This window comes from Pontibacter rugosus (assembly GCF_042678745.1).
GTDB classification, from domain to species: Bacteria; Bacteroidota; Bacteroidia; order Cytophagales; family Hymenobacteraceae; genus Pontibacter; species Pontibacter rugosus.
Window position 1 is genome coordinate 1 of sequence record NZ_JBHTLD010000112.1, and the last position, 16,465, is coordinate 16,465.

A 16,465-nucleotide genomic window follows, 5' to 3' on the forward strand; every position below is an offset into this window, starting at 1 on the left:
GTATGTCTGATGCAGCTAGTAGTAACGTTTATATATCTCTTAATTAACAAAAAAGAGGCCAGAAATGCTGGCCTCTTTTTTTAATTCTTATTTTGCTACTTGTTAGCTGATCCGTTTTCTGAGCCAGCTAATTCTTTAGACTGCATCGCTTTAGCTTTAGGTTTGCAATCAGCAGGTGCAGAAGAAATACTGATCTGCCGTTTCATTGTCTTCTGCTCATCCTTCGGAACATTCACCAGCAGCACACCATTCTCAAAGATTGCCGAAATCTGATCTGGATTAACTTTATCGGGCAGATAGAAGGATCTGCTAAACGATCCATACTGTGTTTCAAGCATATGGTAGCGGCGGCCATCTTCTTTTTTCTCTAGTTTGCGCTCACCGGTTATCGTCAGCTTTCCTTCCTGGAAATCAATGCTGATATCCTCTTTTTCCACTCCCGGCAAAGAGATTTCAATCTCAAAGCTTTTTTCGGTTTCGCAGGCATCTACGTGTGGAGTGAAGCCTGAAAAGTTTCTGGAATTTACAGACTCGTTAAAAAATCTGTCTAACATAGAACTGAACGTATTAGGCATATCATTTTGCATGCCATTGTATCTGCTAAGTGCCATGGTTTTACCTCCTTTTAAATGTAATTAAACATCTAATTATACCTTAGCTATAGTAAAAAACGTACCAACTGCATTATCCTGCTACATCATGAAATATTGTCATTTACAAGATGAGAAAAACAGGTAATAAACTGACTAGTTTTCAGTTAGAAAGGATTTAGTAGGCAATACTGGCAGTATGAGGTATGCGATTAATGCTATACTTTAGCTCCAACCCAAATACAGGTATAATTCTGTTGCGCTTGGTTCTATAGCCATCTTCTATGATCTGGTTATCTTCATATACTGGCGGGATCAACACATAATAGTAATCTGTCTGGCGCATAAAGTATGGGTTAATGCGTAGCTTCTCCGTGAGCTCATAATTCAGGCTAAGGCGTAACCTGGTGCGGTCTATGTTTCGCTCCGGCAGCACACCATCCTGCTCTTTGCCGAACTCAGATCGTATCATGCCTACATAGCTTATGCTTGGAGTCAGGAATTTAGTACCTACCGGAAGGCGCTTTCCCAACTCTGCCATTAAATGGTAGCGCCCGGTGGCATCCTGGTTTTCCTGATTTACATACTCAAACATCAGCTGCTTGTTAAAATATAAACCTTTTACCTCGCCGTTGTGCCGCAGAAACAAAGTATAAAAGCTTGTTTTAGGATTGTTTTCAGCTGCATAGCGCACTAGTGCTCCACCACGCCAATGATCTGTAATAGTATGTTCATAGCCCAGGCTCAGCTCCACCCGCTCAAAATTGCTTAGCAGTCCAGTTTCCTTCAGGTCATTAAAATCGCTGTCGGTGTTGATGCGGTAGCCGTTCCGGAAAAACAGCACTCCTTCTTCGCCTACACCATAACTTACCTGCAACTCCGGCCAGATAGCTGAAGGAACTGTTACTTTTCGCTGCGCCTGCGCTAGTAACGGGAGACAAAGTATAAGTAGGAAGTATAGCTTTTTCATGGATGTTATTTGATTAGTTTCAAGCTAATTTTTGCTGAATCGCCTCGATGACACTTACCAGTACTTCTGTTTCCCAGTCGCCTTGACGTGTGGCCCGGTTGATGTGTGGCTGTTGCCGGTTAAACAGCATGTAATAGGTTTCATACTCTTTCACTTCCACATCAGTCCAGTTAATGAACAAGTTATTTTCCGGTGAAGCAAGGCCTGCCTCCGTAAGCAAAAAACGACCTAGCTCTATCTCTTTAGTAGTAGAGAAGTGATGCAGGTGCCTCTCTACTATATCATCAAGAAAGTAATCCCAAAGGAGTTCTATTATACTTACATAAATCTTCCTGTAGCGTTCTGTTTCTCCGAAGTAGCCGTAAAACCTGATTTTATGAATTTTGTCGTCCTGTGTTTTAAGCTCTATCCAATAGGCACAGCCAACATAAAATCTGTACCAGATAATCCAGTCTGTACCGTACCGTATATCAATGATAGCCTCTTTAGGAACTTTGGTAAAGAAGTGCAGCTTGGAGTACTTGTTCTCATATTCGAGGCAATCAGGCAGTAGCCTCAGCACCTTCTTCTGTTTAAACAAGCCCGCAGGCAGTTTGAATTCTGCACCAACTGTTTCCATAGGCGTTAACGTGCCAGTTCCTGCAAAGCTATGAAGGCCATTAAACCGATACTTGTTTCCAGTGCGGTCTCATCTATATCAAATGTCGGAGTATGCACACCGGAGGTTATTCCACGGGCTTCGTTACGCGTACCTAACCGGTAAAAGCAAGCTGGCACCTCCTGCGTGTAATAAGCAAAGTCCTCTGCTCCCATCCATAAATCAAGCTCAACCACGTTTTCTTCTCCTAAATAAGTTACGGCTGCCTGGCGGGCTATACTTGTAACCACCGGATCGTTCTGCAGGAAAGGATAACCGTTCTTAATATCAATATTGCAGCTGCCCCCCATACTTTCGCAGAGGCCTTCGGCCAGCTTTTTTATTTTCTGGTGCGCCTCTTTGCGCCATACTTCGTTCATGGTCCGGAAGGTACCTTCTATCTTTACCTCGTCCGGAATTACGTTGGTGGCTCCTTTTGCCTCTACCTTACCAAACGATAGCACAGAAGGCACCTTAGGACTGGCATGCCGGCTCACGATCTGCTGTAGCGCCACAATCAGATGCGAAGAGATTAGTACCGGATCTATGTTAGACTCCGGCATAGCTGCATGGCCGCCCTTGCCTTTTACAGTGATGTATATTTCATCGGCACTGGCCATGTACATACCTTCGCGGAAACCGACTTTGCCCGCCGGAAGTAACGGAAACACATGCTGCCCCACTATACTTGCCGGAGCCGGATTTTGCAACACGCCTTCTTTGATCATTAAGGATGCCCCGCCGGGGAACTTCTCTTCTCCCGGCTGAAAAACAAGCTTCACTGTTCCTTCAAACTCCTCACGCAAGTCCTGTAATATACGTGCAGCACCTAACAAAGAGGCTGTATGCACATCATGGCCACAGGCATGCATCACGCCTTCTACCTTTGATTTATAAGCTACATCATTCGCCTCTACTATCGGCAGCGCATCCATATCGCCACGCAGCGCAATGGTTCTTTTCTCAGGATTCTTGCCTTTTACCATAGCAACTAAACCTGTAGTAGCTATACTCTCGGCAGCTATTCCATACTCTTCCAGCACCTGCTTCACATAGGCAGCTGTATTATACTCCTCAAAAGACAATTCTGGGTTAGCATGTATATGCCGGCGCACCTGTACTGTATCAGGGCCGTAAGCTTGAGCGAGTTGCTTTATTTTATCTGTTAACTGTGACATGCTTTTTATTTCAAAATCCTGAAATCTGATGCAGACATTTGCTTGCACCTTACTCCAAAAGATGCTTCTACATTTGATTTTGCAATTCGTGCCTACAAGCATAGGCTTGCATCAGGCACTAAGGATAAACTTTAGGCTAAGCGGCCTTTAAGCAAGTTAAAAATAAAAAACGTTGCAGCCAGCTTCTGGCTACAACGTTTTCTTTCTAGTTGCTATATACCGCTTCTTACTTTAATAGCTCTTTCTGATGTTAATCTTGTCCTGCACAATTTGCGCATTGGGAACGAGGTCAGAGATTTGGTTCAGCACCTGCTGTGCTTCCACCCGATTAAAAAAGTCACCTACCATTAACCGGAAGTTTGGCTGATTGTAGGTTAAATAATCTTTTTCATTGGGTACTCTTGATATGATGCTTTTACGGAGATTCATTACCGTCTGCCGCTCAGATCCATTATAGGCCAGTATTCTATAGCCTTGCGCATACTTGATATTTTTGTTAACGCTAGCCACAGTATCCATCAGTACTGCCACTTGCTCATTGTTATGGCTTGTTGGCTCTACACGGGCTGCTGTAGCATTGGCTTCTGGCACCTCATACTTTGGGCGGTACACGCTAAGATCTTCTTTCACGGCAGTAGCCTTACCTGTATCATTGCCACCAGACCTGCTGGTGCTGGAAGCTGACGAAGAGGCACAGGAGCTGCCTATAAGCAGGACCAGCGAAAGAAGGAGACTAAGAATTCTGTTCATGACTTACAATTTGTATACTGGCCGAGCAGCCTAACCTATCGGCTCCGGCTTTAATTAACGCCGCTGCATCTTCAAATGTTCGGATGCCTCCAGCTGCTTTTATTTTCATGTTTTCAGGTAATACACGGCGCATAAGTTGCACGTGTGCCACAGTAGCTCCCTGGCTTGCAAAACCGGTTGAGGTTTTTACATAATCTGCTCCGGCATTTACACATAGTTCGCAGGCCTTCACGATTTCGTCTTCTGTTAAAAGCGCAGTCTCAATAATTACTTTCAGCTCCGCATCTTTTAAGTGGCAGAACTTTGCCAGATCGCTCAGCTCATTTTCTACCGCGTCATACTTGCCAGACTTGAGGGCTGATATATTGATGACCACATCAATTTCGTTTGCGCCGTCAGCTATGGCCTGGTGTGTTTCCAGAAACTTAACTTTGGCGTGCTGATACCCTAGTGGGAAACCTACTACCGTAGCTATATTTATATTTGAGTTTTCGCCCAAATACTGCTTTGCTAGCGTTACATAACACGGTGGCACACATACAGCGGCAAAACTATACTTGCTTGCTTCCTCACATAGCTGCTTTACCTGCTCCTCTGTGGCGTCGGGTTTAAGTATGGTGTGGTCTATGTAAGGCGCTACATCTTGTCCTGTCATAAAAGTTATTTAAAAGACAAAGGACATAAGATGAAAGACTTCTTTCCCCTATATCCTTTATCTGAAACTAAGTAAACATAAAGCAGCCACTAATGATGTATTAGTGGCTGCTGCTTTTTTATTCTTCGATCAACACGCAGCGATTATGCAGCAGGTCGTCTTCTACACTTTTATACTTTACATCTTTCACCACGCGTCCGTCGCTATACTGCACGTTTACACGGTCGTTGCGGCCAGCCACTTTCTGTGAGTGCGCTGGCATGATACGCTCTGGCTCTGGTGCTTCAGTGGTGGTTTGCCCGCTCTGGTTTTCAAGTGAAGAGTGTACCTCCTGCTTCTGCTCTTTCAGCACAGGTGCTTTCGGAGCCATAGGTGGCCTTACTGGCTGCTGTACTTGCTCTGGTGCCTGCACCGGAATATAAGCATGGAACAGGAACTGAATTGTCTGCTCATTCACTTTGCCGATCATGCGCTTGAACAGCTCAAATGACTCGAACTTGTAGATCAATAATGGATCTTTCTGCTCGTATACCGCATTCTGTACACTTTGCTTCAGGTCGTCCATCTGGCGCAGGTGCTCTGTCCAGGCTTGGTCGATGGTGCCCAACGTAATGATCTTCTCCATAGAGCGCAGCAGCTCCAGCCCCTGCGATTCAAAAGCTTTGGTCAGGTTTGCCACGGCAGCCAACTGGCGCTTGCCATCAGTAAACGGCACAGCTACGTTCTCAATCATCGGCCCACGGTTCTGGTGGATATCAGCAATGATCGGATATGCTTGTGCAGCCGTCTGTCTGTTGCGCTCCAGGTAATGGTTCAGGGCTTCGTTGTACAGGCGCTCCGACAACTGATTAGCTGGTGTGCTTCTGAATTCCGCATCCGTGATAGAAGACTCAATACCGAACACACGCAGTACGTGTAGCTGGAAGTTTTCGTAGTCGTTGATGTTCTTGTAGCTCACAATTACATCTTCGCTGATATCATAGATCATATTCCAGATATCCAGCTCCAGACGCTCACCATAAAGGGCATTGCGGCGGCGTTTATACACAACCTCACGCTGTGCATTCATCACGTCGTCATACTCCAGCAGGCGCTTGCGCTGTCCGAAGTTGTTTTCCTCTACTTTCTTCTGTGCACGCTCAATAGAGTTCGTGATCATAGAGTGCTGGATAACCTCTCCTTCTTCCAAACCCATACGGTCCATCAGGCGGGCAATACGATCTGAGCCGAACAGGCGCATCAGGTTATCTTCCAAACTCACGAAGAACTGAGAAGAACCCGGGTCACCCTGGCGACCGGCACGACCACGCAACTGGCGGTCTACACGGCGCGACTCATGACGCTCTGTACCTACAATGGCCAAACCACCGGCAGCTTTAGACTCAGGAGCCAGCTTGATGTCGGTACCACGACCGGCCATGTTAGTAGCAATCGTTACTGTGCCTGGCTTACCAGCCTCCGACACGATTTCTGCCTCTTTCTGGTGCATCTTCGCGTTCAGTACCTGGTGCTTGATTTTGCGCAGCGTCAGCATACGGCTCAGCAGTTCTGATATCTCAACCGAAGTTGTACCTACCAGCACCGGACGGCCTTTTTCTGTCAGCTCCACAATCTCGTCGGCAACGGCATTATACTTTTCCCGAACAGTTTTGTATACTTTGTCGTGCTCGTCTTTTCTGGAGATCGGACGGTTGGTTGGAATCACCACCACATCCAGTTTATAGATATCCCAGAACTCGCCTGCCTCTGTTTCGGCAGTACCCGTCATACCAGAAAGCTTGTGGTACATACGGAAGTAGTTCTGCAGCGTAACCGTGGCGTAGGTCTGAGTGGCATCTTCCACCTTCACGTTTTCCTTCGCCTCAATTGCCTGGTGCAAACCATCTGAGTAACGACGGCCTTCCATTACGCGGCCCGTCTGCTCATCTACAATTTTAACCTTATGGTCAGGCGTTACAATATACTCTGTGTCTTTCTCGAACAAAGTATAGGCCTTCAGCAATTGGTTAATAGTATGGATACGCTTTGATTTCTCCTGGAAGTCTGCGATCAGTTGCTCTTTCTTATGCAGCTGCTCCTCATGTGAAACCGACTTATCATTTTCGATCTCAGCAATCTCCATTCCGATGTCCGGCATGATAAAGAAGCTTGGATCTTCGCCCTGGCCTGTGATCAAGTCAACACCTTTTTCTGTCAGTTCAATCTGGTTGTGCTTTTCGTCGATGGTGAAGTATAATGGCTCATCTGCCTCTGGCATCTGGCGCGAATTATCCTGCAGGTAGAAGTTTTCTATTTTCTGCATGATGGCACGGTTCCCTGTCTCGCTCAGGAACTTGATCAACGGCTTGCTCTTCGGCAGACCACGATACGCTCTGAACAGTGATAAACCACCATCCTGAGTATTGCCTTCTTTGATCAGGCGTTTAGCTTCTGTCAGGAAATTAGACACTACTTTACGCTGCGCCTCTACCAGCATTGCAATGCGTGGCTTCAGTTGATAGAATTCATGTTCATCACCACGCGGCACCGGACCAGAAATGATCAGCGGCGTACGGGCATCATCGATCAATACAGAGTCAACCTCATCGACCATGGCATAATGGTGCTTGCGCTGTACCAGGTCCTGTGGTTCGCGGCTCATGTTGTCGCGCAGGTAATCAAAGCCGAACTCGTTATTTGTGCCGTAGGTGATATCTGCTTTGTAAGCATTGCGGCGGGCCTCAGAGTTTGGCTGGTGTCTGTCGATGCAGTCGATGGTCAGACCATGGAACTCGAACAAAGGCGCCATCCACTCAGAGTCACGCTTGGCCAGGTAATCGTTTACTGTTACCACATGCACCCCGCGCTTGGCAAGTGCGTTCAGGTAAGCAGGTAGCGTTGCTACCAATGTTTTACCTTCACCTGTCGCCATCTCGGCAATTTTACCCTGGTGCAGCACAACGCCACCAATCAGCTGTACATCGTAGTGCAGCATATCCCAGGTAATTTCGCTTCCGGCAGCCAGCCATGTGTTGGCCCAAGTTGCCTTTTCACCTTCAATCTGCACGTTTACTTTACGCGCCGCAATCATACGGTCGTGGTCAGTAGCTGTAACTACCAACTGTCCGTTTTCTTTCCAGCGGCGCGAGGTTTCTTTTACAACGGCAAAACCCGTTGGCAGCACTTCCATCAGCACTACCTCCAGTTCTTTATTGCGGTCTTTCTCCAGTTCATCGATCTCTGAGAAAATATTTTCCTTCTGCACGATATTAAGCTCCGGCTCATCGGCCACACGCTGATGCAGCGCCGCGATCTTAGTATCGATAGGCTTCAGGCGCTCATCAATGATCCCTTTGATTTCAAAAGTCTTTCCACGAAGCTCATCATCAGTCAGGCCGCTAAGCTTGGTGTACTCCTCATTTATTTTTGATACATAAGGCAGTACCTCTTTTATATCTCTGTCGGATTTAGTTCCGAATATTTTCGCAACGGTTTTCCCGAAAAAATCGAACATCTGTATTTGTTTTGCTTAAGTGATTTCTCTGTTTGCAATATCGTCAAAAATAGACTTTTTTCTGATATATCTAATGCTTTGCACTAAAACAATACCAGAATGGAAGCCTGCATATTGTTCTGCCATATTTACCGAATAAGTATAAGGCTATTGCTATTTAGCTGTATAGGGCATAATTGGCTATGCCACATAATAGTAACGTGTGGCAATGTGTCAGAAGTTCAGTATGGTTTAGCCGGAGCATAATATAGGAGTATACAGCTCACGGTTATAAGGCTAGTCTAGGTTCTCCAGAACAAAGTCTTGCTGTGCCAACTCAAACTTTATCTCGCCGTTTGCCTGCTTTCCAACTTCCTGCCAGCCTGCGCTTCTGTAAAACTTTTCGGCACGGGTACCTGGGCCAGTGCCTAGCCATAACTTCGGTAGTCCTTGGGCAAAGCTCCAAGCTAACATATTGTTGTGTAGTTTTCGGCCTATACCTTTGGCTTCATGCGCAGGGTCAACAAAAAGGGCCCACACATTTGCAGTTGTTATGTCAACAATGGCGAAGCCTACTACTTGCCCAACAACCTCACACACCCATCCTGCACCTTTCTCATTTATCATCTGTCGGTAACTCTCGTGCGTAACCCGAGAAGGCTCTGACAGCTTATTCTCGTGCACTGCCAACCGTACCCTAGACATACCTTCTATGTCTGCGGCTGTAGCTTTCCGAAATAGCATACTCATACTTTATCTGTATAAATGCTGCATCTCCACCACATCCTCCCAGCCATCAGATGTCTTAAGCCAGTCTTTACGTACGCCTACCTGCTCAAAACCAGCTTGTGTGAAGAGATTTATACTTGGCAGATTGGTAGCGGTAACAGAACAGTAAACCTGGTGTAGCTGCAGCGTTTGTTTGCAGTAGCCAAGCAACAGCTCCAGCGCCTCTTTAGCATGTCCGTTGCCCCTGTGTTCAGCCGTTACCACGATGCCTACACCTGCCCGGCGGTGCAGTGGGTCGAAGTCAAAAAGGTCAATAGCACCTACTGCTTTATGCGCTTGGTTACAGATTGCCAGTCGCAACTGTTTCGCAGTGTAAATGTCCAGTGTAGCGTTCTCCAGGTAGGCCTCCAGCACGAATTTAGAATATGGCGTAAGGGTATTGCCTACATGCCACACCGAAATGTCGTTCTCCAGGGAGTAGAGAAAGTCCAGGTCTGTTGGCTCTAAAGCTCGCAGGTAGGTTTGGTCTGATTTCAAAAACACGTTGTGGCTATGCTTTCTTTAAAAAAAAACCGCCAACAGTACTTCTGCTGACGGTTTCATTTATACTTTAAGTTTATACTATCTGTGCAGCAATAGAGCCGCTAAAAACCTGCTTTGCCGGACCAATGAGGTAGATGTATTTAAAGCCACCTTCGCCATTGCTCTCAAAGGCAACCTGCAGTTCGCCTCCCATTACTTTTACTTTTATAGGGCTTTGCATACCCTTCAGGCTTGCCACTAGCGCACAGGCTGTTACACCTGTTCCGCAGGAAAGGGTTTCATCTTCTACACCACGCTCATAGGTGCGTACAAAGATTTCGTTATCTGACAGGCGCTGTACAAAGTTTACGTTAGTGCCTCCCTCTTTAAAGCGTTCGTTATAGCGAATAGCCTGCCCCTCTTCGTATACATCCAGCGCCTCCACATCATCCACAAAGCGTACATAGTGTGGCGATCCAGTGTTCAGGTAGTAATCTTCTCCGATCTGCTCTACGTCCTTTACATCTGTCATTTTCAGCTGAATAAGGTCGCGCTCCACGTTTGCCTGGTGCTCACCATCGGCTGCCAGAAAACAGGCTACATCCTCAATTACACCTAATTGACGGGCAAAGCGAACGGTGCAGCGGGCACCATTTCCACACATAGACCCTAACCGACCATCGGCATTGTAGTATACCATCTCAAAGTCATAGTCCGGATGATCCTGCAACAGAATCAGCCCATCTGCCCCTACTCCTGTACGGCGGTCGCAGAGAGATTTCACCAGCGCTTCATCTTCGGCCGGGAAAGTATGTTTACGGTTATCTACCATCACGAAGTCGTTGCCCGTGCCCTGGTATTTATAAAAGCTTATTGCCATGTATGTATAACAAATAAAACCGTAGCAGCGTGCATTTTTTAGGTTAGGAGGATAATGAGTACTTTTGCCCCAACCGGCACACTGCCAGAAATAAACGACAAAGATATGTATTCCTTTTTAACTACAGAAAACTGGGCCGACTACGAATTAGTGGATTCTGGAAATTTTGAGAAGTTGGAGCGTTTTGGTGACTATTATGTAGCACGCCCTGAGCCCCAGGCTATTTGGGACAAGCACCTGCCGGAGCAGGAGTGGCAACGACTGGCTAACGCCGTATTTACCCGCGACAAGGGCAGCCAGGAGAAAGGCCAGTGGAAGCTGAAAAAAGGAATGCCGGAGCAGTGGTTCATCAACTATACTTATAACGACCTGAAGCTGCGTTTCCGCTTAGGCTTATCTTCTTTTAAGCATGTGGGCCTGTTTCCAGAGCAGGATAGCAACTGGAAATTTATCTACGACACGACTAAAAACCTGAAAACACCACAGCCAAAGGTGCTGAACATGTTTGCCTATACGGGCGCTGCTACGTTGGCTGCTAAAGCTGCTGGTGCTGATGTTACCCACCTCGACTCCATCAAGCAGGTGAACTTCTGGGCCCGCGATAACATGGAAGCCAGCAATCTTGATAACGTGCGCTGGCTTGTGGAAGATGCCATGAAGTATGCCCGCCGTGAAGTAAAGCGTGGCAATAAGTACAACGGCATTATACTTGACCCGCCGAGCTACGGCCGTGGCCCGAACGGTGAGAAATGGCAGCTGGAGGATGAACTGAACGAGATGATCAAACTTTGCCGCGAAATGCTGGATGGCACCGACTATTTCCTGCTCATCAACCTCTACTCTATCGGCTTCTCTGCCATGATCCTGGACAACCTGATGCGTGAGACATTTGGCGAGCAAGTACAAAACGAAGAATTAGGAGAGCTATACTTGCACGATAGCGGTAACCGCCGCCTGCCACTGGGGACTTTCTTTCGGTTTAGCTCTGTGGGGAGGTAATTACGCCCAGCGTTGACTTTGTATTAAAGTATGCATGTTTTAAAAATTGGTTTGAAGTACAAAATGAATAAAAGAATACTGTTAGCACTGATTGCTGTTAGCCTTTTTTTACCAAAAGCAGTCATGGCACAAGTAAACGAAGACAAGTTAGGCGCCTGGTATATGTATTTCTTTAATACCACGTTTAAAGACAGCCAGTGGGGAGTGCAGGGAGACATACAATACCGCAACTGGAACATTGCCGGCGACTTAGAGCAACTGCTCGTGCGCGGCGGACTAACTTATGCTCCGCGTCATGCCAATGTTACCTTTACACTAGGTTATGCCAATATCACCACCGGGGCATACGGCTCCAGCGACGCTACTACCAGTGAAAGCAGAATATACCAGGAAGCGCTGGTTCCGGTTAAAGTAGGCAGCCGGTTTTATGTAAACAACAGGTTTCGGTTCGAGCAACGCTTCGTCGAAAATCAGGATCTCCGTACGCGCTACCGATATAACCTGATGTTAAATGTACCACTCAATAAAGCTAACCTTGAGGAAAATGCTGTTTACCTGGCCCTGTACAACGAGATTTTCATTAACGGGCAGCAAAACATTGGAGATGGCAGAACGGTGGAGTACTTTGACCGAAATAGGGCATATGCCGGCCTCGGCTATGTTATAAAACAAGACCTAAGATTACAACTGGGCTACATGAACCAAAAAACAGACAACTGGGGCAAAAACCAGCTTCAGGTTGGTCTGCACCATAGCTTTTAAAGCTATTTTCCTAGATAATTTTACTAAGAGCTAGTGCCATGACATAAAGTTTGGTACTAGCTCTTTTTTATAGGATAAGCTTTTTAGAGAGCAAGTACATACCTAGCAACTGGGCGTGCTATACCTGCTGCATGACGATGACAGGAAATTGCCACTAGGAACGTTGTTTAGGTTTAGCTCTATGAGAAGGTAGAAACTATATACAGCTCAGTATATCCGATAGCACAGTTCCGTATATCTGTCTATATTGGGTGTATAGTATAGGAGCAGCACTCCTGCTATACACTAGTCATGTGGTGTTTAAAATATGAAGAAGTATAAATTGATAGAGATTAAGGATACAGAATTTGAAAAAGGAACTCAATGAGTTTTTGCTAGCTTTAATGGGACTTGAGTTGTCAAGGACAACAAGAGCTGCTAACATGCAATGTTTTCAATTTGGCAAATTACAATCTGCTGGTAAAGGCCTTATAGGAGAGTTTGGCCTGCATATTCAATGTCCGTGGAGACTGACAAATAAAAAAGAAATTATAGTAGGTAGTGAGGACCTCTTTGAACAACCTACTGAGAATGGCGATTATGATCCAGATTTCGAATGGGATAAACCAATGGCCAACTTAAGAGATATCAAACTTCAGAAACTATTTGATACACAACAGTTCAAAGTAAACGCAGTAGCAACTGATCATTATGGTGGGCTTGAAATAAAATTCGCTGAAGATTTTTGTCTCACACTCTTCCCCACACTTTCAAGCAAATATGAATTCTCAGAGTATTGGCGACTACTAAACAATAAGCATGAATCAGGTCGTCATCTTGTAGTCGGCCCTTTGGGTGTAGAAGAAATAAGAGATGAAGAATAACATCAGCCAACAAGGTTCATAATCTAGGCTCTGGATAAAGCCTTGCCCACATTATGCACGAGCACATTAGCAATAATACCTTTCCGTGTAACATCACAAATGTTCCCAGACAGCAAAGCCCCATTTGACAATCCTACCAATAAGCTTCTCCAAGGCTAACACCCACTGATATAAATCAAGTGACGCAGTATCATAGGGTGTAAATATTTTGCATTTTACTGTATCAAATCGATACAGTAAAGTGTCTGAAATCGAACAGTGCTTAATTACCAATTACCTATAATACTGATAACTAATGAGTTGCATTTTGGAATTAATTTTGCAAATGGAATTGAGAGAGATTCCCCCTCAGTATTTAGTCTCCTTGCATTAATAATCAACACTTTAAGTCGTGATAAAGAACAATCTTAAAATCGCTGTACGGATACTCTGGAAAAACAAACTTTTTTCATTAGTTAATATACTGAGCTTGTCGCTAAGTATGGCGGTTGGGGTTATTCTTTTTACAGGCCTAAAAGCCAATCACGATACAGACCATTTTCATCCAAAATTAAATCAAATAGTAAGGATACTCACGCAGGAAATAAATGAGGCGGAAAAAATCAAATGGCCCACAGCTCCATTGCCGTTGGCGCCTCAAATAGAAAGTATCTCCTTTGTTGAAAAAACGGTAAAAGTGCGTCTGGCAGGAAAACATAACCTGCAAACCGACGGAGGCGATGTGCCTATTGATATAAAATTTTCAGAGCCTTCTTTCTTTGATGTTTTTGGCTTTAAACTACTGTCAGGCAATGCACAAAGCCTTACAGATAATCCCACTTCGCTTTTCTTAACTGAAAAAACAGCAGAAAAAATATTTGGCACCGCCAATGCTTTAGGAAAAACGATTCAACTTGAAAAGTTAGGTGCTTATACCGTCGGGGGAATTATCCAAGACCCGCCTTTAGAAACACACCTACCTATTGAGGCCATGCTTGCTATGAGTGCTGCCGAAGTGCTTGAGAAAAAAGGAGCACTCCCTACTAGTGCACAAAATTGGGGAGACTTCAAGAGTACAGCGATTTATGCACGTTTAAAATCAGAAGATAATTTAACGCCGCTCAATACAACGCTCCAAAACTATAATCAGAAATTGGATAAGAGCACTCTTCAATTTTTGGCACAACCTATAGAGGCTATTACTCCTCGAAACAATGACATTCAGAATGACCGCGATGCGGGCACCGATTGGACGGGCATAAAAATACAGCTGTTTTTAATTCTAGCCTTAACTCTTTTATCTGCTTTCAACTATATAAGTTTGACATTGGCGCGTGCCTTCTCCCGAGCGAAAGAAGTAGGTATTCGCAAGACGATAGGCGCCACAAGAAGACAAATTATTGGTCAGTTTTTAACTGAATCCACCCTTATTTCCCTATTTGCTTTGATGTTTACAATGCCATGTGTTGAAATTTTGACGCACTACATACCCGAAATGGATACGGCGTTTTCCTATGACACAACCTTAATTTTAGGCTTGTTGATCTACGCAGTTATCACAGGCTTAGTCGCTGGGGCACTTCCGTCTTGGCTGTTGTCAGCGTTTCAGCCCATACAGGTTTTGCGCAAATTGAAGAATATCAGACTGTTCCAGAGTATTGCTGTTTACAAAGCTTTGATTGTCGTACAGTTTTCAGTGACCATCATGCTGATGATATTGGTTGTCATAGTAGCCGATTACGATAGAAAAAACAACGCCATCATTAACTCAACCGTGTCACCCCATGTGCTGACACTTGATTTAAAGGGTGAAAATTATAAAAACCTGCAAAACGAAATAAGCCAGTTAAGCCAGGTAGAAACGACTTTGGCAACTAACTGGTTTTATGAACCGATGCAAATGGGCAAATCTTCTGTAACATTAAAAGATAAAACGCTGGAAATGTATAACGTAAGTATTGACCCCAAAATAATTAAAACAGAAGGTATCAGCTTAAAATCGGGCCAAAATTTCCCTGCGAATATGCCCCAGAATATGGAGCAATATGTTTTGGTGAATGAAGCTGCCGCAAAATTGCTGGAACCTGAATCGGAGAATATAGTGGGGCAAACGCTATCACTGGACTCTTCCTATGTACAGGTCATTGGCATCATGCCCAATGAAATTATTGGCCAACAACGCCCTTTAATATATCGGTATTTGCCTAATGAAATAACCACCTTGACCATTAAAATTAATCCGAATACAGAACTGGATGCAACCAAAGCCATTCAAGCCTTATGGAAAAACCATTTTCCTGAAAAAACAGCAAATCTTTATAACTTAAAAGAGCACCGTTATCCAGAGAAAATCAGTGGAGAAATGGAGATTCTTGGAGGCTTAGCCCTTATAGTTGTGATAATAGCTGGTCTAGGTATTTTAGGCATAGCCAGTTACTCTGTAGAAACACGCACGAAAGAACTGGGTATAAGAAAAGTATTGGGAGCAAGCAACAAAGAATTAGTGTGGATAGTTACCAAAAATTTCGGCATTCTTATCCTGATTGCCGGACTTATCGGTGTTCCGGCTGGCTTATTTGGCGGTGATTTAATTAGACAAGATATAGGCAGCAGTCTTGTTGATTTGAGTTTTATAAATGTAAGCATAGGCTTTGGTTTGGTTGCCATAGTCGGGCTACTGACGGTCCTGTCCCAAACCATTCGAGCAGCGCATGTTGAACCTGTAAAAGTTTTAAAAGCAGAGTAAGATAGGCAAAATATGCATCGGCAAGTTATAAAGATGGCGAGACAATTAATTTAATTCTATTCCGTGACACTATGACGACAATGCAGTTTCTGTCCGTCAGTACCGGATTATGCAGTCTACCTTTCTTCACCGCACGCCTCACCCCAAACCACCCTGCGGCTTGTTAATAGGCTTCACCAACTCGCCTATAAGGGACTTGCACCCTCTGGATAATCTAAGTATCTTTCTTTTAAAATACACCCGCGCCCAAGGTATAGCAGTTACTCTTCGGCTATCGCCTCGCCATCTGCTATGCTAAACGTTGGGTGCAATAGCAGTTAATCTTATAAAATTTAAGGAGTGGCCAAGATAAAAATAAGAACAGTTGTCAAGGCATTACTGCTTAGCTTAACCGTATTAGTACAGACGGGCTGCAGATTGGATGAACCAGAATCTGAGTTAAGAGCTTGTTTAAATTTAGTTTTTGCAAGCGAAAGCTGCATGGAAAGGGTTCTAGCAAAGCGGTTTTAGAGCTTCATAGCAGCGCTATGGGGCGAGAAAAGCGTGAAGACAGGTTCCGTTACAGGCAGCTTACAGCGCAAAGCATGAATCTTAAACATGCCCTTAGCTCGACTTTAGCATTAAGCAGCATATGCTGGCCAATGCTGCTTAATGCTAAAGTCGAGCTAAGTGGCTGAACGAAAATACTGGATTGCCTTAAACTTAATACATATTAAATACCCTATCTCTTAAT

Annotated in this window: 14 protein-coding genes; 4 read left to right on the plus strand and 10 right to left on the minus strand. The window is 44.9% G+C overall.

Going from position 1 to position 16,465, the window contains the following annotated elements; translation table 11 throughout:
- Window positions 1–95 precede the first annotated feature (95 nt).
- The 10 genes from ACFQ2O_RS12620 to dapF form a co-directional block, all read right to left on the minus strand.
- Window positions 96–611: an Hsp20/alpha crystallin family protein gene (locus ACFQ2O_RS12620; protein WP_377528125.1), complete on the minus strand. Its 516-nt coding sequence runs from the start codon at window positions 609–611 to the stop codon at window positions 96–98.
- Between the two features lie 157 nt (window positions 612–768).
- Window positions 769–1,560, minus strand: a complete 792-nt coding sequence (locus ACFQ2O_RS12625) for a hypothetical protein (RefSeq protein WP_377528127.1) — start codon at window positions 1,558–1,560, stop codon at window positions 769–771.
- A 19-nt stretch (window positions 1,561–1,579) separates the two neighbouring features.
- A complete protein-coding gene (locus tag ACFQ2O_RS12630; RefSeq protein WP_377528129.1) occupies window positions 1,580–2,179 on the minus strand; it encodes a hypothetical protein in 600 nt (199 codons plus the stop codon).
- 5 nt (window positions 2,180–2,184) lie between these two features.
- Window positions 2,185–3,375, minus strand: a complete 1,191-nt coding sequence (locus ACFQ2O_RS12635) for a M20 metallopeptidase family protein (RefSeq protein ID WP_377528131.1) — start codon at window positions 3,373–3,375, stop codon at window positions 2,185–2,187.
- Between the two features lie 231 nt (window positions 3,376–3,606).
- On the minus strand, window positions 3,607–4,125 hold the full coding sequence (locus ACFQ2O_RS12640; protein WP_377528133.1) for a sporulation protein: 519 nt from the start codon (window positions 4,123–4,125) through the stop codon (window positions 3,607–3,609).
- A complete protein-coding gene (gene deoC / locus ACFQ2O_RS12645) occupies window positions 4,109–4,780 on the minus strand; it encodes a deoxyribose-phosphate aldolase (RefSeq protein ID WP_377528135.1) in 672 nt (223 codons plus the stop codon). Before deoC ends, ACFQ2O_RS12640 begins: the two co-directional genes overlap by 17 nt.
- A gap of 118 nt (window positions 4,781–4,898) precedes the next feature.
- On the minus strand, window positions 4,899–8,273 hold the full coding sequence (gene secA, locus ACFQ2O_RS12650) for a preprotein translocase subunit SecA (RefSeq protein ID WP_377528137.1): 3,375 nt from the start codon (window positions 8,271–8,273) through the stop codon (window positions 4,899–4,901).
- Between the two features lie 276 nt (window positions 8,274–8,549).
- Window positions 8,550–9,002, minus strand: coding sequence for a GNAT family N-acetyltransferase (locus ACFQ2O_RS12655; protein WP_377528139.1), 453 nt, complete (start codon window positions 9,000–9,002; stop codon window positions 8,550–8,552).
- A 3-nt stretch (window positions 9,003–9,005) separates the two neighbouring features.
- Window positions 9,006–9,524, minus strand: coding sequence for a GNAT family N-acetyltransferase (locus ACFQ2O_RS12660; RefSeq protein WP_377528141.1), 519 nt, complete (start codon window positions 9,522–9,524; stop codon window positions 9,006–9,008).
- A gap of 73 nt (window positions 9,525–9,597) precedes the next feature.
- Complete coding sequence (dapF, locus tag ACFQ2O_RS12665) at window positions 9,598–10,383, minus strand: diaminopimelate epimerase (protein WP_377528143.1); 786 nt, start codon at window positions 10,381–10,383, stop codon at window positions 9,598–9,600.
- Between the two features lie 105 nt (window positions 10,384–10,488).
- On the opposite strand from dapF, the gene ACFQ2O_RS12670 reads away from it, so the two are divergent.
- From ACFQ2O_RS12670 to ACFQ2O_RS12685, 4 genes are all read left to right on the plus strand, one after another.
- Window positions 10,489–11,382 carry a class I SAM-dependent methyltransferase gene (locus ACFQ2O_RS12670; RefSeq protein ID WP_377528151.1) on the plus strand — a complete coding sequence of 298 codons (894 nt, stop codon included), beginning with the start codon at window positions 10,489–10,491 and terminating at the stop codon, window positions 11,380–11,382.
- 123 nt (window positions 11,383–11,505) lie between these two features.
- Entirely contained in the window at window positions 11,506–12,144 is a 639-nt protein-coding gene (locus ACFQ2O_RS12675; RefSeq protein ID WP_377528146.1) for a DUF2490 domain-containing protein, read from the plus strand.
- A 347-nt stretch (window positions 12,145–12,491) separates the two neighbouring features.
- Entirely contained in the window at window positions 12,492–13,007 is a 516-nt protein-coding gene (locus ACFQ2O_RS12680) for a hypothetical protein (RefSeq protein WP_377528147.1), read from the plus strand.
- Window positions 13,008–13,398: 391 nt separating this feature from the next.
- Complete coding sequence (locus ACFQ2O_RS12685; RefSeq protein WP_377528149.1) at window positions 13,399–15,732, plus strand: ABC transporter permease; 2,334 nt, start codon at window positions 13,399–13,401, stop codon at window positions 15,730–15,732.
- Window positions 15,733–16,465: the final 733 nt, after the last annotated feature.